Origin of the sequence: Lysobacter sp. S4-A87, from assembly GCF_022637455.1 — a bacterium.
Taxonomy (GTDB): Bacteria; Pseudomonadota; Gammaproteobacteria; order Xanthomonadales; family Xanthomonadaceae; genus Lysobacter_J.
Genome location: NZ_CP093341.1, coordinates 2310282 through 2333320 on the forward strand (window position 1 = coordinate 2310282; position 23039 = coordinate 2333320).

Here is a 23039-nt window from a genome sequence, read left to right on the forward strand (position 1 = left end):
AGCGATTCGGCCCCGGGCGGGCCGCTGCCGGGACTAGCCGGCCGCGTCGAGGATGCGCTGGGCGATCCAGCGCTCGGCGAAGCCGTCCAGGCTGGCGCTCTCGAGGAAGCCGCAATGGCCGCCCCAGGGCGCGATCTCCAGTTGCGCGTTGCGCGGCAGCGTCAGCGCGTGGAAACCGTCGACCGGGATGACCGGATCGTCCTGCGCCATCAGGATGCTGGCCGGGACCTGCAGCGCGGACAGGCGGTCGCCGGCGATCGAGTAACCGTCGAAGTAGCGCTCCAGCGTGCCGAAATCGGTGTGGCGCTCGACCATCCACTGCGTCAGCGGGCGCATGCGCAGGCCCAGCACCTGGTCGTCGAAGGCGTGGACCTGCGGGAACAGTTCGCGCTTGCGCGCCAGCGAGTCGCGCCACTTGCGCTCGAAGTACCACAGGTAGAGCGGCAGGCCGTTCTCCATCGACTCCATCGTCCGCGCCGGATCCAGCACCGGGCAGACCGATGCGACGTGGACCAGGTCCAGGCCCGCCGCCGGCGCGCGCAGCGCCAGGCGCAGGGCGAAGTTGCCGCCGAGCGAATAGCCGGCCACGGCCATGGGCCGGTCAGGGAAGCGCCGCGACACTTCCACCGCCGCCCGCACGACTTCGTCGATGCGATTGGAGTGGAACAGCCCTTCGTTGAGGTGGTGGGTGTTGCCGTGGTCGCGGAAGTTGAGGCGGAACACCTCGAATCCGGCCTTGAGCAGCTGCACCGCGGTCAGGCGCATGTAGCTGGAGTCGACGCTGCCTTCCCAGCCGTGCAACAGCAGCACCAGGCCGCGCGATTCGCGGTCGGGCATGGCGCTGTGGAGGCCGTGCAGGCGGGCATCGCCGGCGTCGATCAGGTGCTCGGTGCTCACCGCGCCCAGTTCGGCGAGGCTGCGCTCGCCATAACGCCGGCGCAGCGAGCTGGAACCGAGCGCCGACTGGACGTGCGCGTTGCGCAGCCAGCGGGGTGGTCGGTAGTCGGCCGCAGTCAGCATGCCTTGGACCATAGCCATCTGAATTCGAGTGCGCCCACTAATTTTCGATTGTCGATGACGGTACCAACGTACAACTCAGGCCGTCATGGCCTCGACAATTCGCGAGCGGGCCAGATCGGCGATCCGGCGGCGGCCGTCGGTCTGGCCAGGCGCGATCGGCTCGAGGAAATGCACCTCGGCCAGCCGCGTCGGTTCGCCGAGCAGGCGCACGAAATTCCCCAGGAAACTTTCGCCGGGCTGGAACGCGACGACGTGCTGGGCTTCGCCGCCCTCGCCGTAGCGCAATGCCACCGGCTGCACCGGCACGCCGGCCTCGACCGCGGCCAGGAAGATGCGCGCATGGAACGGGCCGATCTCGCGACCGCCACGCGTGCCGCCTTCCGGGAACACGCCGACCGAACGGCCGCCGCGCAGGCGCGCCAGCATCTCGTGCAGCACGCCGCCGAGCGATTCGGTGCTGCCGCGCGAATGAAAGATGGTCTCGCCGCGCGCGGCCAGCCAGCCAACCAGGGGCCAGCCTTCGATTTCGCGCTTGGCGACGAAACCCATCATGCGCTGGCTGTGCAGGGTTTCGATGTCGATCCAGCTGACATGGTTGGCGACGAACATCGCCGCGCCCTGCAGCGGCTCACCGAAACGGCGCAGGCGGAAGCCGAAGATCCACATCAGGCCGGCCGACCAGGCGCGGATCGCGCGATGGTCCAGGCGCTCGTTGCCGACGCGCATGCCGGCGGTCAGCGGCGTGCCGAGCAGCAGCACCAGCGGCAGGTCGACGACGACGTGCCACAGCAGCATCGGCACGCGGACGAGATAACGGAGGACGCGCGCGGCGGGCGCCGCGGTCGGCGCCGTCGCGCCGGCATGGGGGGACGGCGCATTCATTGATGGCACGATACCGAAGCGATGTCGCTGCGGCCAGCGTTGATTCGCCATACGTGGGTGGATGTTGCGGCGATGAATGGCCGCCACGTCCGACGCAGGAGCAAGTCGCCCGGCTCCTGCACGGATCACGCTCGGATTACCGGCGCGAATGGTTCACTTGAGTGCGCAGGCCATCACCTTCTCGGCATCGCCCTGCGCACCGAGCGCGACCTTCGACAGCGACAGCTGCCTGGGTCCCTTCGCCTGCAGGCTCAACACGGTGTCGACCTTGCCCATGTCGGCGCCGGCGGCCTGGAAGCACTTGAGCGGAATGCCCAGCGTGGTCCAGCGCGCGGGTTCGAGCCCGGCCAGCGTTTCAGCGAGCGGCAAGGTCGCGCCGCAGCCCGGGCCGCAGCCCACGCCAATCGACACGTCGCCCTGCGCCGGCGAATCCACGCGCACCGTCAGCACCAGCATCACGTCGCCGTTGGTCTCGCGGATGAGTTCCTTGGCCGCATCGGAATGCAGCGCTACGGTGGCCGCGCCGGCACCGGACCATTCGATGCGGCGTGCGTCCTCCTGCGCCAGGTGGTCCACGCCGCGCACCTTGATGCTGCCGTCGGCAGACGCCGCCGGCAATGCCGGTGCATCGACGGCCGCACCGGTCGCGCCCTGCAGGCGCATGGTGATTCCCGGCGTCAGCACGCCACGGGCGTAGTACACGCCCGGGCGTCCCATCGCCGCCGAAACGCCCGGCTCTTCCGGCAGCATCGCCAGGTTGCCGTCATCGCCGTAACCCAGGCCATGGCCGAAGGCGAACTGCGGCGAGTAGTCGGCCTGGCCGACGTTGTTGACGTACTGGTCGGCGCGACGCGGCCAGGAGAATCCCAGTCGACCCTTGAAGTCGTGGGCGACCTTGCCGTCGCTGCCACGCAGCAGTACGTCGGCGATGCCGCCGCCCTCGCTGCCCGGCAGCCAGGCGGCGACGAACGCATCCGCCGCGTTGATCTCGCGGTTCATCCACAACGGCCGACCGCTTAGGAACACCGCCACCACCGGGATGCCCTCGGCCTTCAGACGCTTGATCAGCTCCAGGTCGCGGTCGTCGCCGGGCTTGTACCAGAGGGTGGGAATGTCGCCCTGGAACTCGGCGTAGGGATCCTCGCCGAACACCACGATGGCGGCGTCGGGCTTGCGCTTGTAGCGGCCGTCGATGGCCAGCTCGGCGTGGCCACCGGCGCTGCGCACGGCGCTGTCGAGTCCTTCCCAGATGGTCTGGCCGTTCGGGAAATCGGCGCGGGTGCTGCCCACGCCCTGCCAGTTGAGGGTCCAGCCGCCGCTCTGCTTGCCCATGTCGTTGGCGCCGTCGCCGGCCACGAGCAGGTTGCGCTTGGGATCGAGCGGCAGCACGTGGTTGCTGTTCTTGAGCAGCACCAGCGATTCGCGCACGGCCTGGCGCGCGATCGCGCGGTGCTCAGGTGCGCCGAGGAGCTCGAACTTGCCACCGAGCGGGCGCTGCGACGGCTTGCCGGCGTCGAACAGGTGCAACCGGAACTTCACCCGCAGCACGCGGCGCACGGCGTCGTCCAGGCGCGCCTTCGGCAGTTCGCCGGAGCGGGCCGCGGCAAGCGTGCTTTCGTAGACCGCCTTCCAGGTATCGGGGGCCATGAACATGTCGATGCCGGCGGCGACGACCGCCGGGCAGCCATCGTTGCTGCAGCCCGGGACCTGGCCGTGGGCGTTCCAGTCGGTGACGACGAAGCCGTCGAAATTCATCCGCTGCTTCAGGACGTCGGTGATCAGGCCCTTGTTCGCGGCCAGCTTGACGCCGTGCCAGCTGCTGAAGGAGGTCATCACCGCCTGCGCGCCGATCGCCACCGCCGGCGGGTAACCGGCCGCGTGCACGTCGCGCAGCACCTGTTCGCTGGAGAGGTTGTCGCCCTGGTCCTTGCCGTCGGCGGTGCCGCCGTCGCCGACGTAGTGCTTGACCGAGGAGATCACGTGGCTGCCGTCGAGGAAGGCCGGCGTCCCGGGCGTGCCCTGCAGGCCTTCGACCATCGCTGCGGAGTAGGCGGCCACGACCTGCGGTTGTTCGGAATAGCCTTCGTAGGCGCGGCCCCAGCGGTCGTCCTGCGGTACGGCCACGGTCGGGGCGAACGCCCACTCCATGCCGGTGACGCGGGTTTCGATCGCGGTGACGCGGCCGATCTCGCGAATGAGCGCCGGGTCGCGCGCGGCGCCCAGGCCGACGTTGTGCGGGAACACGGTGGCGCCGACGACGTTGCTCTGGCCGTGCACGGCGTCGATGCCGAACAGGATCGGGATGGCCTTGCCGCCGCCGCTGGTGTCCATGGACGCTTCGTAGAAGGCGTCTGCCAGCGCCAGCCAGTCGGCGGGCGGGGCGTTGTATCTGGCGCCGGGGTCGGAGTTGCCTCCGGCGAGGACGGAACCGAGTCGGTACTTGCGTACGTCGTCGGGGGTGAGGGTGGCGATGTCACCCTGGACGATCTGACCGACCTTCTCTTCGAGGGTCATCTTCGCCAGCAGTTGTTCGATCCGGCGTTCCATGGCGCGGTCGACGGGCAGTGCGCGTGCGACTTTCGGCCAGAGTTCGGGGTGGATGCTGGCGTCGTCAGCGGCCACGACGGCGCCGGGGCCTGTCACCAGGCCTATCGCTACAACACCTGCCCAGATGCTCTTCCTGCGCGGGCTCGCCGCACGTGCTGCTGTGTCCAAGGCCGTCTCCGTGATCCCCACGCCAGGCGCTTTAGCTGGCGGGGCAAGACTGCGGCTCATCGACTGGCGGCGTCAATGAACCTGGCGCCCTGGACTGCTGACTGGACTGCTGATGGGAGCCCCGCTCCCGCTTGCGGGAGAGGGGTCGAGGTGAGGGCCGCCGAAGCAGCAAGCCGCTCAGGTCCGCGGAACGACCGCCAGCGTCAGGCGCGAGATGCAGACCAGGCGGCCGCGCTCGTCTTCGATGCGGATGTCCCAGACCTGGGTGCGGGCGCCGATGTGGATCGGTCGCGCGGTGCCGGTGACCACGCCCTCGCGCGCGGCGCGCAGGTGGTTGGCGTTGATCTCGATGCCGACACAGACCTCGTCGCTGCCGACGCACAGGTTGCCGGCGCTGCTGCCCAGCGTCTCGGCGAGCAGGACCGAAGCGCCGCCGTGGAGCAGTCCATACGGCTGGCGGGTGCGCTCGTCGACCGGCATGGTGCCGCGGACGAAGTCATGGCCGATTTCGGTGAAGACGATTCCCAGCGGCTCCATCGCGGTGCCCTTGGACAGCGCGTTGAGATCGGCCGGGTCGGTGGTGCCGCGGAACGGCGAGCGCTGCGGCGCGGGGGAAGTGTCGTCGCTCATGGCGCAACCTTAGCCCAGCGTGGGCGGTGGCAGCCAGCCGTACAGCGGCTCAGAGCGCGATTGCGGACAGAAGGCCTGCCGGGGAAAAAAATCGGCCCGGTGGACGGCGCGTCGCCACGGAGAGAGTCCGACGAGCCGGCCCCGGGCCAGGGGGAAGTGAGAGATGCGTTGTATGGAGCGGTGCTACGGGTACTGCTTGTGCTGCGACAGCGTCATTCGATCCGTTCATCCGATGTGTTCTTCGCTCGGATCACGCGCAGCGGAAGCGCGGCTGCATCCAGTCCTGGGCATAGCGGCGGTCGCTGGCGTAGCCGCTGCTGTTGCCATAGCCGACGCCGTAGTCACGCTCGCGGTGAACATGGCGCTGCGGCATCGGAACAACGTTCGAGCGCGGAGCGGTGGCGGTGGCGGGGACGGTCGGGGTGCGGGTGAAGGCGTTCATGGCGTGATCCTGGCGAAGAGGTGTTGCGGTGTGGCGAGTAGCGGTTCAGGCGCAACGGAAGCGCGTCGGGCCCCACTCGGAGGTGTAGCGGCGGTTGCTGGCGTAGCCGCTGCTGTTGCCGTAGCCGATGCCAAAGTCGCGTTCGCGATGCAGGCGGGCCGGGGCGGCGTTGAGCAGGTTGGCGGTCAGGCGGGCCGGAGCTACCGGCTTGGCAAACAGGGAGGAGAGGCGGATGGCGTTCATGGCGGTGTCCTGAGTCAGCGGGGGTGTGACTTGGTGTGTTGGTAGACTACAACACCAGATCGATTCCGCCATGGGCCATAAGTCACCCCACCTAAGACCTACCTGGTGAAGCGCAACCGCAGTCGGAACTTGCTGATATAGATAGCTATTTCGAGCGAACCGTTGCCATGACTGATGGCAGGGGTAACAGCTCGAGGCAGCCGACGGGGCCGCCGGACCCCCGATCCGGGCCAACGGGGACAGTGACGAGCGTCACGGTCAGGCGACTGAACAGGGCTTCGTCGGCGGGGGGCGAAGCGGCCAGTGCGCGAAATGGGGTGGTTGGGGTGCGTCCCCAGGGCCTTCGGCACGTAGCCCGGGCAAGCGCAGCGCACCCGGGACCCGGTGGCCTCGACCGCCCCCCACCTCAAAGAATCGGAGCCAACCCCGCGCCAAAGGCGGTAAAGATCCGCGTGGTGATCCCCTTGAACCCCAGCGCCACTTCCGGGAAGTCCCCGACCGGCTGGTAGCAGGCACGGAAACCCGGATCGCTCGGCAGCAGCGGCTGCGGGCAATCCGGCCCCGGCACGAACTCGTAGCTGGTGGCGTAGCGCATCGGCCACAGGTCGAAGATCGGCATCGCCTCGAACATCTTGCCGATGGAGTAATCCAGGCCCGAGAACACCGGCGGCTTGTCGCGCCGCGCGATCACCCACGAGTTGGCCGGCTCCATGTCGCGGCGGATGCTGCGCGCCAATGCCTGGGCGAATGCCACGTCCTCGATCACCACCGCGCTCTCGGTGTTGTAGTGGTCGCCGCGCGGATCGAAGTTGTGCGTACCGACCACGCCGATCTTCTCGTCGATCACCATCGACTTGGCGTGCATGCCGATGCGCACGCCGGCGCGCTCGAGCGGCACCGGCTGGTTGGCCTTGCGCGAGCCGTAGCGCAGCGCGGTGTACTCGCGCGACAGCGCGCGCCGGTACTGCTCGCGCTCGACCACGCTGCGACGGTCGTAGCGCTCGCGCAGTTCGCGATGGGTTTCCTGTGGCGTCGCCGAGCCGCGCGCCGTCGGCTGCGGTTCGATGCCCTCGTCGGACAGCGCATTGGCGGGTTCGAGTGACGAGGGGTCAGCGTCGTCGTCGATGTCGATGACCGGAGTGGCGGTCTGGCCGCCGGCGTCGTCGAACGCCGGCAGGGTCGCACCGGTGGTGGCGACATCGATCAGCGCATCGCGCGGGAACGGCTTGTATTCGAAGATGTTGAAGCCGAACTCGCGCAGGTAGCGACGCTTGTACTTGTACGACAGCGCGTAGGCGATGAAGGCGTCGGTCGCGGCCAGGCTGTTGGTCGAGACGATCACCTTCGGGCGCTCTTCGCGCGGACGCTGGTGCAGCTGGCGGAACATGTCCTGCGCGGCGTCCGACAGCACCAGGTAGGGCGTCTGCAGCAGCACTTCCTTGCGCGCCGACTCGATCAGCTCGCGCAGCGATCCCGAGGCCACCGCCTCCTGGTTGGCGCCATTGCTGTGGTGCTTTTCGGGCGTGTCGGAGATGTAGCGCACCTGCCCTACCGGCAGGGCCTGCTGCGCCAGGCGCATCGTCACCAGGGTGGCGTCGGCGGCGTCGCGCCGCATGGCCTGCGCACGCTGCGGTTGCTCGTACACCGCCGTGGGCAGGGTCGGGACACCGCCGTGCAGCAGGCGCTGCCCGACGTCGTTGAGGCGCTCGACCGGGACGCTGCGGCGATCGTTCCAGAACAGCGAGAAGTCCTCGCCCATCACGTGCGCGACCGGTCCGGCGACGAGCAGGTCGCGATCGCGGAAGTTGTACTCCTTGTCCCAGTCGTAATAGTCGTCCTGGTAATTGCGCCCACCGGTGATGCCGACGGCGCCATCGACCAGCAGCAACTTGGTGTGCATGCGCTGGTTGAGCTTGTTCCAGCAGCATGCCGCCGCCAGCGCGTACTGCGGATAGCTGGTCTGGGCGCGGCCGAGCACCGGGCTGTACAGGCGCAGCTCGAAATTGGCATGGGCGGCGGCGAGCGCGGCCAGTGTGTCGACATGCTTGAGCGCCGACAACTGGTCGATCAGCACGCGCACGCGCACGCCACGACGGGCGGCCGCCAGCAGCTCCTCCATCACCAGCCGGCCGGCATCGTCCTCGTCGAAGATGTAGGTCTGCAGGTCCACGGCGGTCGTGGCGCTGCGGATCAGGTTGATGCGCGCCAGCAGTGCGTCCGGGCCGACATCGAGGATCAGCGCGTAATGGCGCGGCGCCTGCGCGGTCGATTCGGCGAATGCGCGCGAGGCCAGCTGGCGCAGCGGCGAAGGCTGCGCGCAGGCGTCCTCGCGGACGCAGTCGACCTGGGTGGGGCGCGCCGCAACGACTATCGCGCTGGCGCGGTCGCGCTCGGCGTTGGACAACGAGGCGCAGCCGGACACCAGCAGCGCCAGCAGCACCGCTGCCAATCGCAGCCGCGCGCACTTCACGCCTGCTGGCTTCAGCCCGCCTGTCTTCACCACCACTGCCATCAGCGCGCCTCGATCACGCGCACGCGCATGTTGAAACGGACCCGGTCGGTCAGGGCCAGTTGCCAGCCATTGAGGTCGTAGTCCGCGCGGCTGATGCTGCCGCTGGCGACGACATCGCAGTCCTTGCCGGGCCGGTCGCACACGGCCGGCGCCAGATAGAAGGTTTCAACGCGGCTGACCCCGTGCATGGTGAGGCGTCCGCGCAGGCGCCCGCCGGTGCGGATCAGCGGCTCCGGGTGCGGATCGGATTCGAACTCGATCACCGGGTGGTGCTCCGAATCGAAGAAGCTCGGCCCCCGCGCCATGGCGGTATAGCGTTCGGAACCGGCGACTTCGACGCCCCCGGTGCGCAGCACGATCCGGACCGAGTGGCGCCCGTCCGGCAGCAGCGTCACTTCACCTTCGTATTGGGGAAACATGCCGACCACGCGCTGTCCCCAGCGCGTGCGCAGCTCGAAGCCGAAGCGGGTGAAGCGCGGATCGAATGCCTGCACCGATGCCGCCCTGGCCGGGACCGGAGCGGCAGACGCGGTCGCCTGCCGGGCCAGCACGGGCGGGCCTGGCAACAGGCACGACAACAGCACGCAGCACAGCAGCGCCACTTGGGCGCATCGCGAACTCGTTGTCACGGCCACCAGAAAGCGCTGAGCTGGGCCACTCCCGGTTCGAGGCTGGTCTGCGCAGGAACACTGAGCACCGCGATCCCGCCCGGCGGCATGCCGCGGTAATCACCCGACTGGCCGCTGTGGAGCAGCGCGGCCAGTCGTTCCAGCCCGGGGTTGTGGCCAACGACCATCAGCCGCTCGGACTCGCCGTGGACGTCGGCCAGGGCGATCAGCGTGCCCGGGGTCGCCTCGTAGATCGACGGTTCGATGCGCTGGTCGACGTAACCGATGGCACCCAGCACCGCTTCGAGGGTTTCGCGTGTCCGCCGCGAGGGCGAACACAGCACGCAGTCGGGCACCAGCTTGTTGGCCGCCAGCCAGCGGCCGGCAGCTTCGGCCTCGGCCAACCCTTCGGCCGAGAGCGGGCGGTCCAGGTCGGCCTGGCCGTTACCGGCAGGTTCGGCATGGGCATGGCGCAGCAGGATCAATTCACGCATTCGCGTTGCTACCTTTTCGCGTCTGGACCGAGGGATCGGCGGAAGATCGAGCGTTCATTATCCTCGACCGGCGTGACGTCGCACTGATCGACCGCGCTGACCTGCGCGGTCGTCACGCTTTCTTCAACCACTTGAGCAAGGGTTGCCAGTCGTCCTGGTGTTCGCGCACCTGCGCGGAGTGGTAGTCGAACAGGCTCTTGCCCAGTCCGGTCAGGACCACGTAGGCCTGGCTGTCGCGCAGCTGCGCCACCACCGGGTACGGCCAGGCGGAGAGCAGTTCCAGCGCCTGCTGCGAAGCATTGGTCCATGGCTTTATCTTGTTGCCGACCAGGCCCACGCGAAGTGAACCCTTGCGGACGCGCGGGTGCCGGGCCAGCGAGTCCAGGAACGGCACGGTCGCGTCGATATCCAGCGCCGACGGTTGCACCGGGACCAGGATGGCGTCGGCATGGTCGAGGAAGCTGTCGAGATCGTCGGCCATCGCGCCGGCAGGTGCATCGATCACCAGGCGCTGGGTGTCATCAGGCAGGTGCTTGCGCCAGGCCTTGCGGCGGGTTCCGTCGAGCGGCAGGACGGCACTGTCGAGCAGTGCGCGGCGTTGCGCCCAGCGGGTGGAGGACTCCTGCGGGTCGGCGTCGACCAGCGCGGTGCGCAGGCCGTCGATGGCCGATTGCGCGGCGATATGGGTGGCGATCGTGGTCTTGCCGACGCCACCCTTGGAACTGGCCACCAGCACGGTCTTCATGCGAACTCCCTCTGGATGGAAGCCGCAGCGTACACCGGGGCGCCGTGGCGCGACCATCGCCGGCGGCGACGGCTCAGCCGGGCGGGCCGGGCAGATTCCGCGCCTGCGGGCCCGGCCTGCGAGCGACCGCCATGCCAGCGCCGTGGCGAATGCCGGGTCTTCCGCCTTGCACCACTCTGGCAACGGCTATCATCAGCCACAGACACGGACGCGCCGGAAAGCCACACGCGATGAGCGAACTGCAGGACCTGACCGCGCTGATCCGCGCAAATACCCCTCTCATCGTCATCGAGACCCGCGACGAGGCACGCGTGGTCGAGCTGTTCCGGCAGGCACTGATGCAGGTGTGGCGCGCGCTGCACCGCTGGTCGATCACCGAGGGCCTGCGCCGGATCGACCTGGACAAGGAAGATCCGCCCGAGGTCGCACCCGATGCGTCCACGACCCTGCATGCGATCCGCGATGCCACCCAGCGCGGCATCTACCTGCTGCTCGATATCCATCCCTACCTGGGCTATGCCAGCACGCAGCGCCTGCTGCGCGACATCATCCAGCGCCGCGACTGCGAGCCGCACGTGCTGGTGCTGGTCGGGCACAAGGTCGAGCTGCCGCCGGAACTGGACGCCCTGGCGGTCCGCTTCACGCCGCGCCTGCCCGATGCCAACGCCCTGCTCAAGCTGGTGCGCGAGGAGGCCGAGGCCTACACGCGCGAGCATGGCGGGCGCCGGGTCGAAGCCGATGCCGAGACGGTGAAGCAGATCGTGCGCAACCTGCGCGGCCTCGACCCGATCGATGCGCGCCGCATCACCCGCCACCTGATCCACAACGATGGCGCGCTGGGCCCGGGGGACCTGCCGCAGCTGGCCAAGCTGAAATTCGAGCTGCTCAATCGCAGCGGCCACCTGCATTACGAATACGACAACGCGCGCATGGACGATGTCGCCGGCGCGCGCCGCTTCAAGCGCTGGATCGAGCAGCGCCGCGGCGTGTTCACCAGCGGCGACGCGCCGCCGGGGCTCGACCCGCCCAAGGGCGTGCTGCTGCTGGGCGTGCAGGGCTGTGGCAAGTCGATGCTGGCCAAGGCGGTCGCGGCCGGCTTCGGCGTGCCGCTGGTGCGGCTGGATTTCGGCACGCTCTACGACAAGTTCCATGGCGAGACCGAGAAGAACCTGCGCGCCGCCTTGAGTTCGGCCGAACAGCTGGAACCGTGCGTGCTGTGGATCGACGAGATCGAGAAAGGCCTGGCCGGCGATGGGGGCGACAGCGACGGTGGCGTCTCGCGCCGCGTGCTGGGCTACCTGCTGACCTGGATGGCCGAGCGCAAGTCGCGCGTGTTCCTGGTCGCCACCGCCAACCAGATCGATGCGCTGCCGCCGGAGCTGCTGCGCAAGGGCCGCTTCGACGAGATCTTCTTCATCGACCTGCCCGATGCGGCGGCGCGCGAGCAGTTGTTCGCCCTGCACCTGCGCCGGCGCGCGCTGGAACCGTCGGGCTTCGACCTGGCGTCGCTGGTCGCGGCCAGCGACGGCTTCTCCGGCGCCGAAATCGAGCAGGCGATAGTGGCTGCGCTCTACGCGGCGCACGCGGCGAAGGCACCGCTCAACGACTTCACCTTGCGCGCCGAGCTCAAGCAGACGCGGCCGCTGTCGGTGCTGATGGCCGAGCAGGTGCAGCAGCTGCGCGAGTGGGCGAACGGGCGGACGGTGCCGGCCGACTGATCGGCCTACTGATCGGCCGGGTGCCCCTCCCGGGTCAGTAGCCCGCCGCCTGGCCGTCCTTGCGCGATTCGCTGGCGCCGATGTAGCCGCCGTTGGGATTGACCATGATTGCCTGGTAGCCGCCGTACGGGCCGTCGGCGAAGCGCACCGAGTGACCCTTGCGCATCAGTGCGCGCACGGTCTCGTAGGAATAGCCGGTTTCCAGGTCGAGCTCGCCGCCGTCGCTCATCACCGTCGCCTGCCCGGCCGGTTCGGTGCTGCCGTCGTGCTGGATGCGCGGCGCATCGCCGGCTTCCTGCAGGTTCATGCCGAAGTCGATCAGGTTGAGCAGGATCTGCACGTGTCCCTGCGGCTGCATCGCCCCGCCCATCACGCCGAAGCTCAGCCACGGCTTGCCGCCCTTGGTGACGAAGGCCGGGATGATGGTGTGGAACGGACGCTTGCCCGGCTGGAACGAATTGGGGTGGCCTTCCTTGAGCACGAACTGCTCGCCGCGGTCCTGGAAGATGAAGCCCAGGCCCGGCGGTGCCATGCCGCTGCCCATGCCGCGGTAGTTGGACTGGATCAGCGAGACCATCATGCCGTCGGCATCGGCCACGGTCATGTAGATGGTGTCGCCTTCGTCGAGTTCCTTGGGCGTGGCCGGCTGCACTTCCTTGAGCGCCTTGTCCATCGAGATCAGCTTGCGGCGCTGCGCGGCGTAATCCTTGGAGATCAGCTTCTTCACCGGCGAGGCGGCAAAGGCCGGGTCGGCATACCAGCGCGCGCGGTCGGCGAAGGCCAGCTTCTTGGCCTCGGCGAACAGGTGCACGTGCTCGGGACTGCCGAAGCCGTACGACTTCATGTCATAGGGCTCGAGCAGGTTGAGGATCTGCAGCGCGGCGATGCCCTGGCCGTTGGGCGGCAGCTCCCACACGTCGTAGCCACGATAGTCGGTGCTGACCGGCTCGACCCATTCGCCCTGGTGGGCGGCCATGTCCTCGTAGCTCAGGAAGCCACCATTGGCCTTGAAGTAGGCGTCGATGGTGTGGGCGATGTCGCCCTTGTAGAACGCATCGCGACCGCCCTGGGCAATCTTCTCCAGGGTGTTGGCCAGGTTCGGGTTGCGCCACATCTCGCCAGTGCGTGGGCCGCGCTTTCCATCGATGGTGAACTGCTCGGTGAAGCCAGGCCACTTCGACAGCGTCGGCACGCTGCGGCCCCAGTAATAGGCGATCACTTCGTGCACCGGATGGCCTTCGCGGGCGTAGCGGATCGCCGGTGCGAGATCGTCGGCGATGGGCTTGCGGCCGAAGCGGCCGTGCAGCGCGAACCAGGCATCGACCGCGCCGGGCACCGTCACCGGCAGCGGGCCATGCGGCGGGATGTCGGTAAGTCCGCGGCGCTGGAACTCGGCCAGCGTCAGCGACTTGGGTGAACGGCCCGAGCCGTTGTAGCCGTACAGCTTCTTCGTTTTGGGATCCCACACGATCGCGAACAGGTCGCCGCCGACACCGCTGCCGGTCGGCTCCATCAGGCCAAGGGCGGCATTGGCGGCAATCGCGGCATCGACCGCGCTGCCACCGTTCTTCATCACGTCCAGTGCGATCTGCGTCGCCAGCGGGTGCGACGTCGCGGCGATCGCGTGCGGCGCGTAGACCTCGCTGCGGGTGGCGAAGGGCTTGCCGGTGATGCGGTCGGCGCACATGGCGGAGAAAGGTAGGCTCAGGAGGACAGCGGTGAACAGCAGACGCATTGCCGGAGGACCCGCGCGGGAAAACCGCATCGTAGCGCGGGCCGCGGGCGTGGCGACTGTGCCGCTTCGTCCAATTGCGCGTACGGGGGCGGATGGGCTGCCGGCCCTTCGACCTTGCGGCCAGGCCGGCATGCTCAGGACTAATGCCGACCCCGTCCCCGGCCCCCATGGCAAATGACCCCGCAGCGCGGGGTCATTCGATCAAGGCCACCTCGGCGGATTGGCGGCCCATGCGGCCTGCACTTCGGCCAGCGTTGCGCGCTCGTCGTCGCGCCAGTCCGGCAGCAGGCGCGCGAACTGGTTCGGCGTGTTCCATTGCTGCGGCTCGCTGCGCACGGCGGCGGCGTACCACTGTACGGCGTCGTCCTTGCGGCCTACCGACCACAGCGCCAGGGCGAAGGTCGGCGGAATCCAGGTCGCGGTCACGCTGCGCGATTCCACCAGGGTGCGCCACTGCACCAGCGCATTTTCGCTGTCGCCGGCGCGGTAGAGGTCCCAGCCGTAGTTCCAGACGACCGAGCGCCACAGGCCGTCGCTGCGGTCGATCGCGCCCAGTGCGCGGCCGTAGAGCTGTCGACCCAGTTCGACGCGGCCGGCATCCATCGCCAGGTGCGCGAGCTGCGCGACCTCGGCCTTGGCATGCGGGTTGCGCTCGACGGTCTTGGCGAGCTTCTGCATCGCCACGTCGCCGGTTTCGCGCACCGCCACGACCGGTTTGACGGTATTGGCATCGGCGGCGAAGTAGAACTCCGCGGGCTTTGGAAAGGATTGCGCCGACGCGGCGCCGGTGGCGGCCAGCAAGGCCGTCAGTAGAAGGCTTCGAGCGAGCATGTTGTGGGGTCCCCTGTAACGCGCCAATCCTAACCCGCATTTGGCGCCGCGCGTCACGCTCGGCGTGTGCGATTGCGACGATTGGCCGCCCCCCGGCAAGCCGGAGGGCAGCACTGGCAAAGCTGCGGGAACGTCAGGGCAGCAGCGCGACCTCGTCCACGACCCACATCGGGTTGTATTCCCCGGAGGCGAAGGTGAAGCACAGGTCGTGCTTGCCGGCGGTGGCCGGAAGGATCGCCTGCAGCGTGGTCAGGCCATCGGACTTGCGCGCCGGGGCCAGCGGCAGCGTCGCTACCGGCTCGCCCTCGCAACTGTCGAGGCGCACTTCCAGGGCGCCGCCGGCGATCCTGGCCGGACGCGTGACCACCAGCTTGGCATCGCGCCACAACTGGAAGTTGTGCGGCAGCTGGCCGACGCGGACTTCCAGGTGGGTGATGCCGTCGAGGCTGGCGTCGTCGTAGACCCAGCACGGGTCGAACACGTCGGCCAGCAGCAGCGCGCGGTCGCTGCCTTCCCCGGCGGCAGGCGCATCGTCCTCCATGCGCAGTGCCAGGCCCTTCTTGCACGATTGCAGGGCGTGGCTGCCGCGAGCGCGCAGGCTGCGCTGGTCCACCGCGAACTTGCGTGGCGCGGCCAGGGCGACGCCGTCGGCGAATGCGTTGGCGGTGACGGTCGTCGGCAGGGCCACGGACAGCGGCTGGCTGTACGCCGGCGACGCCGCCGTCGGTTCGCTGCCGTCGGTGGTGTAGCGGATCTCACCGAACTGGCTCTGGTTGGACAGCGTCAGCGAGCCCTTGCCATCGGCCGCCGGGGCCGCGGCGAAGCGCACGGCGAACGCGCTGTCGGACGCCTGGAAGCCGCTGGCGCGGTAGCGCGCCATGTCCGGCACCATGCGCCGCAGGAAATCCTGCCAGTCGTGGCGGTCGGCCGGCGTCCAGACATTCTCGGCCAGCGCCGCCACGCGCGGGAACGCCGCACGCTGCATGCGCTCGTTGGTGCGCTGGTGTTCGGTCCACAGGTTGGCCTGCGCGCCGAGCACGTGCCTGGCCTGGTCCGGATTGAGCTGCGGCGGCACGACGTTGTAGGCGTAGTAGTCCTTCAACGCGAACACGTCCAGGCGACCGGGCGTCTCGTCCGCGGCGTCGCTCTGGATATGGTCCAGGTACAGGTCCGGCGCCGGTGCCAGCACCACATCGTGGCCAGCGCGCGCTGCTTCGATCGCGCCGTCGGTGCCGCGCCACGACATCACCGTGGCATCGGCCGGCGGCCCACCTTCGAGGATTTCGTCCCAGCCGAGCAGTCGCCGGTCGTGGTTCTCGATGTAGCGGCCGAGCCGCCCCATGAACCAGCTCTGCAGCTGCATCTCGTCCTTGAGCTTGAGTTCGCGCAGCTTGGCCTGCACGGCCGAGGACTGCTGCCACTGGTCCTTGGCCGCTTCGTCGCCGCCCAGGTGGATGTACTTGCCGGGGAACAGCTCCATCACTTCGTCGAGCACGTTCTCCAGGAAGGTGAAGGTGCCGTCGTCGACGTTGAACAGCCAGGTGTGCACGCCCCAGTCGGGCGACACCGGCGGCGCCTTGCCGGTCACGCCCAGCTGCGGGTACGCGGCGATCGCGGCCTGGGCATGGCCCGGCAGGTCGATTTCGGGAACGATGGTGATGAAGCGGTCGGCGGCGTACTTCACCACGTCACGGATCTGGTCCTGGGTGTAGTAGCCGCAGTAGGGCTTCGGCTCACCCTTGGCGTCGCGCCCGGCAGCACCGGCCGGGATGCGGCAGCCGCCGACCTGCGTCAGCTTCGGGTACTGCTTGATCTCGATGCGCCAGCCCTGGTCGTCGGTGAGATGCCAGTGGAAGGTGTTGATCTTGTGCAGCGCCAGCTGGTCGAGCAGCGCCTTGACCTCGTCGGTGCTGCGGAAATGGCGGGCGACGTCGAGCATCATGCCGCGCCACTGGAAACGCGGTGCGTCCTCGATGCGCTGGGCGGCGATGCGGGTCGCACCCTGGCCGCCGTCGGCGGTGGCCAGTTGCCACAGCGTGACCGCGCCATAGAACAGGCCCGCCGGGGCACGGGCCGTGAGCTTGGCGCCCTGCGGGGTGATGTCGAGGGTGTAGGCCTCGTCGCTGGCGGGTGCCGCCTTGGCATCGATCGCGAAAGTGATGGCGGCGGCGGCGTCGTTGCCGACGACCGGCGCAAAGCCGCGCGACTTCTGCACGCGTGCGGCGAAGTCCTGGGCAATGCGCAGGGCCTCGGCGTTGTCGCCGACCACGGCGATGCGCGCATCGGGCCCCAGCGTGAACTGTCCCTGCGCGGCGTCGACCTTGGCCGGGCGCGGGATGACAGGCGTGATGGCAGCGGGGGTAGCGGCAGCCGCCGACGGCGCGGCGGTGCTGGCGGTGGTGTCTGCACGGGTCGCCGCGTCCTCGCGCTGGCAGCCTGCCAGCCCGATCGCCACGGTTGCGCCCGCCATTGCGGTCAGTATCGATTGCAGTTTCATCGGTCCTCTCTTTCCTTCAAGAGGCGGCACCGCTGACGGGGCCGCCGCCGACAACAAGCGGGCCCGGCATGACCGGGCCCGCTGTTTTTACCTCAATGACCACCGTGTTGCCCCGGGGCTGCGCCCGGACCGGTAGTTGCCACGTCAGTAGTTGAAGCGGAAGTTCAGGTAGTACTGACGGCCGTTCTCGTAGATCGAACGCGGGCGATCCTTGTTCTCGGCGAAGTAGGCGATCTTCGGGTTGTTGAGGTTCATGGCGTCGAGCTGCAGCGACATGTTCTCGTTGATCTTCCAGCCCACAGAAGCCGACAGGGTGCCGATCGAGTCCTGCCAGAAGGCCGAGGCACGATCCAGGCCGCTGAAGAACTCGTCACGCCAGGTGTAGTTCACGCGGGCGTTGAACATGTCGTTCTCGAAGTAGGCACCGACGTTGATGGTGTTCTCCGAGGTGCCCAGCATCGCGTCGGTCTCGACCGTGGCCGGGTTGCCGTCGTCCGGGTTGTCGGCTTCGCCATCGGCGTAGGTGTAGTTGGCGAACGCGCCGAAGTTGTCGCTCAGCGGCTGTTCCCAGGCCAGTTCGAAGCCCTTCACCTTGGCGTTGGTGTTCACCGGCACGGCCAGGTCGTACGGCACGTCGGCGCCCTGCGGGTGCAGGTTGTCGATCGTGAAGAACGACTGGCGGACGTTGCCCAGCGAGACGTAGTTGTCGATGTCCATGTAGAACACGCCAGCCGACACCAGCGAACGCTCACCGTAGTACCACTCCCAGGTCGCGTCGAAGTTGGTCGACAGGATCGGTTCGAGGTTCGGGTTGCCACCGGTGCCGGTGCCCACGCCGCCGACGTTCGCCGGCGGGCTCAGGCTGACCGAGCCGGCCAGTGCCGAGAAGTCGGCGCGGGTCAGCGTGCGCGACAGGGCCAGGCGCAGCACGGTGTCGTCATTGACGTCGTACTTGAAGTTCGCGCTCGGCAGCCAGTCGTTGTACTCGTTCTTGGTGATGATCGGCTTGTACGGGCCGAACGCCGAGGTGGTGATGGCCTCCGGGTCCTGCGCCGTCGTCTGGACGTAGTTCTTGACCTCTTCCTCGGTGCGCACGTAACGCACGCCGAAGTTGCCGCTCCAGCGGTCGCCGCGGAAGTTCAGCTGGCCGTAGGCGGCGTCACTGCGCTCCTTCAGGCCGTATGCCGCGTTGTAGCGGAAGCGGCTGATCGGGTCGCGGTTGCTGAAGTTGCTGCCGAACTCGTGCAGGTCGTCGGCCGAGTAGTACCAGATGTCGCGCGGGAAGGTGCCACCGAAACCATCAGCGAAGTCGCTGGGGTAGTCGCGGAAGCTCTGCGGCCAGTTGGCCGGGTCGAACGCACCCGGGCCAGGGCCCTGGCCGGTGACCTGCGGCAGGTCGCGCTCGTGGCGGGCGCTGCGGATGCCGAAGTCGACCGAGGAGATGGTGCTGCCCTCGACGAAGTAGGTGCCGTCGATCTGGCCCCAGTCTTCGCTGTCTTCCACGTCGATGTCGTTGTCGCCGAAGACCCAGTCGAGGCGGTAGTCGGTGTTGGCCACGCCCGGCTGTGCCGTGTTGGCCGTACCCAGGTTCCAGTCGGCCGCGCCGACGCCGTGGATGTTCCAGGCGGCGCCGGTGTTGAGGCCGGTGTCGAACTCCATCACGTCCTGGGTCGGGGTCTTGCCGTGGCCTTCGGAGGTACCGGCCTGGGCCTTCAGCGTCAGCTTGTCGCTGACGTCCCACTTGCCGTCGACGCTGAAGAACTCAGCCGAGGACTCCGAGTTCGGACGGTTGATCATGTCGTAGATGCCGAACGCATGATCCTGGCCCGGGGTCGCGGCGAACTGCGCCGCCACCAGGGTGTTGTTGCGCACGACGTAGCCCGGCAGCGGCACCTGGCCGATGTCGGTGCCGCCGGAGCCGTTGATGATGCGGCGGCCCCACAGCATGTAGTTGCGGTTGTAGTTGTCGGCTTCCATGTCGGAGCGGAAGTAGTTGGCTTCCAGCTCGACGGAGTCGGTCGGCTTCCACTGCGCGGAGAACATGCCGCCGGTGCGCTTGCGCTCCTGCTCGAACAGGGCCGAACCGATCAGCACCGGGAAGTAGACGCCGACCAGGTCCGGATGGGCGATGCCCGCCGCGGTACCGGCACCGATCGTCTCGTAGCCCAGCAGTTCCTGGCCGTCGCGGCGCAGGTGGCGCTCTTCGCTGAACGCCTGCACGGTCAGGCCGAAGGTGCCGTCGCTGTTCTTCCAGTTGCCCAGGACCGAGATCTGCGGGTCGGTCTTGCTCGGCTGGTCGGCGTACACGGCGCCGATCGAACCGAAGATGCTGAAGCCTTCTTCGAAGTTGAGCGGGTTGCGGGTCTGGATGTCGACGCTGCCGACCGCGCCGCCTTCGACCAGCTTGGCTTCGGAGGACTTGCGCACGATGACCTTGTCGACCAGTTCGGCCGGCAGCAGCGAGTAGCTGACGCTGCGGCCCACGGTGCCGGTCTGGTTGAGCACGAACCAGTCGCCCGAGGCGATGTTGTGGCCGTCGACCAGGGTCTGGGTCAGGCTCGGGCTGGTGCCGCGCATGCTGACGCGGTCGTTCTCGTCGAACGCACCTTCGTTGGCGCTGGCCGCGCTGATGTTGACGCCGGGAACGCGCGCCAGCGAGTCGGCGACGTTCTTGTCGGGCATCTTGCCGATGTCTTCCGACGTGATGACTTCCACGCGGGTGACGTCATCGCGCTTGGTCTCGAGCGACTGCTCGATTGCGCCGCGAATGCCCTTGACGACGACGGTGTCGAGGTCCTTGGCTTCCTGCGAAGAGGCGGCAGCCGGAGCGGCCGCGTCCTGCGCCATGGCGGTGCCGGCAAAGCCGAGCGCCGCGACGATACTCACCGATAGCATTGACTTGCGAAGTTTCATTGCTCTCCCTCCCACGGGCTGTGTGCGACTCCGCTATGCCGATTCTTGCGTCGGCGTTACGGAGCCAGTTTCCTGGTCCGCGCCCGGCTTTCGCCGCGGCCCGGTTCCGTTGTCCTGTGACTTCTGGTGCGCTGTGCCTGGTTCATTCGCCCGCCTGCTGCTCGGAGGCATGCTGCTCGGAGGCATGCTCGAGGTACCAGCTGGCAGCGCCGATCACGCCCAGGCGCTCGTTTTCGATCAACCGCACCGGCACGCGCTCGAGCGCGGCATGCATCACGCCCTTGTCGAGCAGGCGCGCATGGAACTGGCTGTGCGGCAGGAAGTCCTTCAACCGCGGCAGGATGCCGCCGGCGATGAACACCGCCTTGGCGCTGCTGATCGTGACCAGGTCGCCGATGACGCTGCCGAGCAGGGCGCAGAAGGTCATCACGGCTTCGCGCGCGGGCACGTCGCCGCGGCGCGCGGCCTCGGTGATCGCAGCCGGGGCGCGCAGGCTCGGCTCGATGCCGTCGATGGCGCAGATCGCGTCATACAGGTGCACCAGGCCGGGGCCGGAGACGAAACGTTCGGTCGGCACGTGCGACTGGCCACGCTGGCGCGCCCAGTCGAGCATCGCCGCTTCGCGCGCATTGCCCGGCGCGAAAGCGGTGTGGCCGGCTTCGGTCGGCAGCACCACGGTGCCGCCGCGATGCGGGATGCGGATGGCCGCACCCAGGCCGGTGCCCGGGCCGACCACCAGGACCGGGCCGTCGGCGGCTTCGCTGACACCCGGGGTGAGCAGCAGCGAATCTCCCGGGTCCATGCACTGCGCGGCGTGCGCGGCGGCCTGGAAGTCGTTGATGAACTGCAGTTCGCTCAGGCGCAGTTCGCTGCGCAGCTGCGACAGCGAGATGCGCCAGGGCAGGTTGGAATTGATGACGGCATCGTCGAGGACGACGCCGGCGCTGGCGATGGCGACGCGGTCGATGCCGGCGCAGGCGTTATGGCCGGCGACGAAGTCGGACAGGATCGCGGCCAGGCTCGGATAGTCGGCGCAGACGTACTTGCGGTGCGCCAGGACCACCACGTGCGATTCCTCGGCGCCACCGGCGCGGACCAGGCCGACGCGGGTGTGGGTGCCGCCGACGTCTGCGGCGATGAAGCGGGTGTCGGCATGCACGAGCGGAGCCACGGCGCTCACCCGCGGACGGCGCGCATGGACTGCGCGCTCACGAGAGGGCATGACTGGCTTGGCATTTCCGTCGAATCCCACTGCATGTTCCCTCCGCTGGCGCCGGCTCCCCACCGGCACGGGCCGAGATTGGCTCGCCTCTGACAACGTTGTCAACCAAAAGTTACGAAATTGTCAGATTGGCCGGAATCGTGGCCCGGAGAGGGTCTTTTTTTGCTGCGGCGCAGCATGCCGATTCGGCTGTTTGGACCATAAGCGCCTTATACGAAAGGGTCTCTGGCGTGCCGGCCCGACTTGTGACAACGTTGGCCGACGGATGTCGTACGAGTCATCGTGCGACATTGACCGCATTCCTTGGGAGGGGAACCTTGAGCATGTCCACCACCACTGCCACCGGGTCGCGCAGCCATTACGGCTCGATCGCGATCATCGGCGCCCTGTTCTTCATCTTCGGCTTCGTCACCTGGCTCAACGGCCCGCTGATCTCGTTCGCCAAGCTGGCGTTCAACGTCAGCGAGACGCTCGCGTTCCTCATCCCGTTCGCCTTCTACATTTCGTACCTGGTCCTGGCGCTGCCGTCTTCGATGATCCTGAAGAAGACCGGCATGAAGAAGGGCATGGCGCTGGGCCTGTTCCTGATGGCGATCGGCGCGATGGTGTTCGGCCAGTACACAACCGGGCGCGTCTACGGCGGTGCGGTGACGGGCATCTTCATCATCGGTGCGGGTCTGGCGATCCTGCAGACCGCTTCCAACCCCTACATCAGCATCCTCGGCCCGATCGAAGGGGCCGCGCAGCGCATCGCGGTGATGGGCATCTGCAACAAGGTGGCCGGCATCCTCGCCCCGCTCGTCATCGGCACGCTGGTGATGCACGGCATGGGTGACCTGTCGGCGCAGGTTGCCGGCGCCGATGCGGCGACCCGCGAGCAGCTGCTCAACGAGTTCGCTGCGCGCATCCACGACCCGTACATGATGATGGCCGGCCTGCTGGCGCTGCTGGCGGTGGCAATCCTGTTCTCGCCGCTGCCGGAAATCCGCCCCGAGGACGCCAATGCCGATGCCGACCCCGGCAAGGCCGGCAGGTCCAGCCTGTTCCAGTTCCCGCACGTGTGGCTGGGCGCGCTGTGCATCTTCGTCTACGTCGGCGTGGAAGTGATGGCCGGCGATGCCATCGGCACCTACGGCCAGGGCTTCGGCCTGCCGCTGGACAAGACCAAGTTCTTCACCTCGCTGACCCTCGGCGGCATGCTGCTGGGCTACCTGATCGGCCTGCTCGCGATCCCGCGTTACATCTCGCAGGAGCGCTACCTGTCGTTCTCGGCGGTGCTGGGTGTGCTGCTCGCCATCGGTGCGTTCCTGACCACCGGCTACGTGTCGGTCGGCTTCGTCGCCGCACTGGGTTTTGCCAACGCGATGATGTGGCCGGCGATCTTCCCGCTGGCGATCCAGGGCCTGGGGCGCTTCACCGAGTACGGCTCGGCGCTGCTGATCATGGGCATCTCCGGCGGCGCGGTGATCCCGCAGCTGTTCGTGCACTTCAAGCAGCACTACGACTTCCAGCTGGTGTTCGTGCTGCTGATGGTGCCGTGCTACCTGTACATCCTGTACTTCGCGCTGCGTGGCCACAGCGTTGGCCACGCCCCGGCGGTGGTCAACGGCACGGCGGCATCGCAGCACGGCTAAAGCAGGTACGTACAGGTACGTGCAGGCATGTGCGCTCATACGCGACCGGTCCAGACACCACCGCATGTGGTTCGCGGCAACGTGAACCACTTCACGGCAATCCACGCCAGCGCGATTCCCATCGCTGGCGGCGGTGGTTAGGCTAGTCGTCTTTACGCCGCGTCACCGGACGCGGCGGTTCCACCGGCGGCGAATCCG

General features: G+C 68.2%; 16 protein-coding genes and 1 pseudogene. 2 read left to right on the forward strand and 15 right to left on the reverse strand.

The window, feature by feature from the left end; all coding sequences use genetic code 11:
* Window positions 1-33: 33 nt before the first annotated feature.
* From MNR01_RS10390 to MNR01_RS10435, 10 genes and pseudogenes are all read right to left on the reverse strand, one after another.
* Entirely contained in the window at window positions 34-1038 is a 1005-nt protein-coding gene (locus MNR01_RS10390; protein ID WP_241917739.1) for an alpha/beta fold hydrolase, read from the reverse strand.
* A 57-nt stretch (window positions 1039-1095) separates the two neighbouring features.
* Window positions 1096-1902 carry a lysophospholipid acyltransferase family protein gene (locus tag MNR01_RS10395; RefSeq protein WP_241917740.1) on the reverse strand — a complete coding sequence of 269 codons (807 nt, stop codon included), beginning with the start codon at window positions 1900-1902 and terminating at the stop codon, window positions 1096-1098.
* 153 nt (window positions 1903-2055) lie between these two features.
* Window positions 2056-4452, reverse strand: a pseudogene (locus MNR01_RS10400) (exo 1,3/1,4-beta-D-glucan glucohydrolase); the annotation flags it as partial.
* A 342-nt stretch (window positions 4453-4794) separates the two neighbouring features.
* A complete protein-coding gene (locus MNR01_RS10405; RefSeq protein ID WP_241920588.1) occupies window positions 4795-5154 on the reverse strand; it encodes a hotdog fold thioesterase in 360 nt (119 codons plus the stop codon).
* 343 nt (window positions 5155-5497) lie between these two features.
* The gene (locus MNR01_RS10410) at window positions 5498-5689 is read right to left on the reverse strand and encodes a hypothetical protein (RefSeq protein WP_241917741.1); all 192 of its coding nucleotides are present in this window, start codon (window positions 5687-5689) and stop codon (window positions 5498-5500) included.
* A gap of 45 nt (window positions 5690-5734) precedes the next feature.
* Window positions 5735-5932: a hypothetical protein gene (locus tag MNR01_RS10415; protein ID WP_241917742.1), complete on the reverse strand. Its 198-nt coding sequence runs from the start codon at window positions 5930-5932 to the stop codon at window positions 5735-5737.
* 406 nt (window positions 5933-6338) lie between these two features.
* Window positions 6339-8444 carry a phospholipase D family protein gene (locus tag MNR01_RS10420; protein ID WP_241917743.1) on the reverse strand — a complete coding sequence of 702 codons (2106 nt, stop codon included), beginning with the start codon at window positions 8442-8444 and terminating at the stop codon, window positions 6339-6341.
* Complete coding sequence (locus tag MNR01_RS10425) at window positions 8444-9046, reverse strand: YceI family protein (protein WP_241917744.1); 603 nt, start codon at window positions 9044-9046, stop codon at window positions 8444-8446. The genes MNR01_RS10420 and MNR01_RS10425 overlap by 1 nt, the downstream gene beginning before the upstream one ends.
* 23 nt (window positions 9047-9069) lie before the next feature.
* On the reverse strand, window positions 9070-9546 hold the full coding sequence (locus MNR01_RS10430; protein WP_241917745.1) for a histidine phosphatase family protein: 477 nt from the start codon (window positions 9544-9546) through the stop codon (window positions 9070-9072).
* Between the two features lie 112 nt (window positions 9547-9658).
* Window positions 9659-10291 carry a ParA family protein gene (locus MNR01_RS10435; protein ID WP_241917746.1) on the reverse strand — a complete coding sequence of 211 codons (633 nt, stop codon included), beginning with the start codon at window positions 10289-10291 and terminating at the stop codon, window positions 9659-9661.
* A 230-nt stretch (window positions 10292-10521) separates the two neighbouring features.
* On the opposite strand from MNR01_RS10435, the gene MNR01_RS10440 reads away from it, so the two are divergent.
* A complete protein-coding gene (locus tag MNR01_RS10440) occupies window positions 10522-12009 on the forward strand; it encodes an AAA family ATPase (RefSeq protein ID WP_241917747.1) in 1488 nt (495 codons plus the stop codon).
* A 34-nt stretch (window positions 12010-12043) separates the two neighbouring features.
* Here the strand turns inward: MNR01_RS10440 and ggt are convergent, their stop codons facing one another.
* From ggt to MNR01_RS10465, 5 genes are all read right to left on the reverse strand, one after another.
* Window positions 12044-13744, reverse strand: a complete 1701-nt coding sequence (gene ggt, locus MNR01_RS10445) for a gamma-glutamyltransferase (RefSeq protein ID WP_241917748.1) — start codon at window positions 13742-13744, stop codon at window positions 12044-12046.
* A gap of 201 nt (window positions 13745-13945) precedes the next feature.
* A complete protein-coding gene (locus MNR01_RS10450; RefSeq protein ID WP_241917749.1) occupies window positions 13946-14575 on the reverse strand; it encodes a tetratricopeptide repeat protein in 630 nt (209 codons plus the stop codon).
* Between the two features lie 133 nt (window positions 14576-14708).
* Window positions 14709-17072 carry a family 20 glycosylhydrolase gene (locus tag MNR01_RS10455; RefSeq protein WP_241917750.1) on the reverse strand — a complete coding sequence of 788 codons (2364 nt, stop codon included), beginning with the start codon at window positions 17070-17072 and terminating at the stop codon, window positions 14709-14711.
* Window positions 17073-17216: 144 nt separating this feature from the next.
* Window positions 17217-19985, reverse strand: a complete 2769-nt coding sequence (locus MNR01_RS10460; protein WP_241917751.1) for a TonB-dependent receptor — start codon at window positions 19983-19985, stop codon at window positions 17217-17219.
* Between the two features lie 142 nt (window positions 19986-20127).
* Window positions 20128-21156: a glucokinase gene (locus MNR01_RS10465; RefSeq protein ID WP_241917752.1), complete on the reverse strand. Its 1029-nt coding sequence runs from the start codon at window positions 21154-21156 to the stop codon at window positions 20128-20130.
* 374 nt (window positions 21157-21530) lie between these two features.
* Here MNR01_RS10465 and MNR01_RS10470 point away from each other — a divergent pair, with 374 nt between their 5' ends.
* Entirely contained in the window at window positions 21531-22841 is a 1311-nt protein-coding gene (locus MNR01_RS10470; RefSeq protein WP_241917753.1) for a sugar MFS transporter, read from the forward strand.
* Window positions 22842-23039 lie beyond the last annotated feature (198 nt).

What these genes read in the sequence shown, in the direction of transcription:
- MNR01_RS10390 (WP_241917739.1), bottom strand. Translation starts at nt 1,038, where the DNA reads ATGGCTATGGTCCAAGGCATGCTGACTGCGGCCGACTACCGACCACCC.
- MNR01_RS10395 (WP_241917740.1), bottom strand. Translation starts at nt 1,902, where the DNA reads ATGAATGCGCCGTCCCCCCATGCCGGCGCGACGGCGCCGACCGCGGCG.
- MNR01_RS10405 (WP_241920588.1), bottom strand. Translation starts at nt 5,154, where the DNA reads ATGGAGCCGCTGGGAATCGTCTTCACCGAAATCGGCCATGACTTCGTC.
- MNR01_RS10410 (WP_241917741.1), bottom strand. Translation starts at nt 5,689, where the DNA reads ATGAACGCCTTCACCCGCACCCCGACCGTCCCCGCCACCGCCACCGCT.
- MNR01_RS10415 (WP_241917742.1), bottom strand. Translation starts at nt 5,932, where the DNA reads ATGAACGCCATCCGCCTCTCCTCCCTGTTTGCCAAGCCGGTAGCTCCG.
- MNR01_RS10420 (WP_241917743.1), bottom strand. Translation starts at nt 8,444, where the DNA reads ATGGCAGTGGTGGTGAAGACAGGCGGGCTGAAGCCAGCAGGCGTGAAG.
- MNR01_RS10430 (WP_241917745.1), bottom strand. Translation starts at nt 9,546, where the DNA reads ATGCGTGAATTGATCCTGCTGCGCCATGCCCATGCCGAACCTGCCGGT.
- MNR01_RS10435 (WP_241917746.1), bottom strand. Translation starts at nt 10,291, where the DNA reads ATGAAGACCGTGCTGGTGGCCAGTTCCAAGGGTGGCGTCGGCAAGACC.
- MNR01_RS10440 (WP_241917747.1), top strand. Translation starts at nt 10,522, where the DNA reads ATGAGCGAACTGCAGGACCTGACCGCGCTGATCCGCGCAAATACCCCT.
- ggt (WP_241917748.1), bottom strand. Translation starts at nt 13,744, where the DNA reads ATGCGTCTGCTGTTCACCGCTGTCCTCCTGAGCCTACCTTTCTCCGCC.
- MNR01_RS10450 (WP_241917749.1), bottom strand. Translation starts at nt 14,575, where the DNA reads ATGCTCGCTCGAAGCCTTCTACTGACGGCCTTGCTGGCCGCCACCGGC.
- MNR01_RS10455 (WP_241917750.1), bottom strand. Translation starts at nt 17,072, where the DNA reads ATGAAACTGCAATCGATACTGACCGCAATGGCGGGCGCAACCGTGGCG.
- MNR01_RS10460 (WP_241917751.1), bottom strand. Translation starts at nt 19,985, where the DNA reads ATGAAACTTCGCAAGTCAATGCTATCGGTGAGTATCGTCGCGGCGCTC.
- MNR01_RS10470 (WP_241917753.1), top strand. Translation starts at nt 21,531, where the DNA reads ATGTCCACCACCACTGCCACCGGGTCGCGCAGCCATTACGGCTCGATC.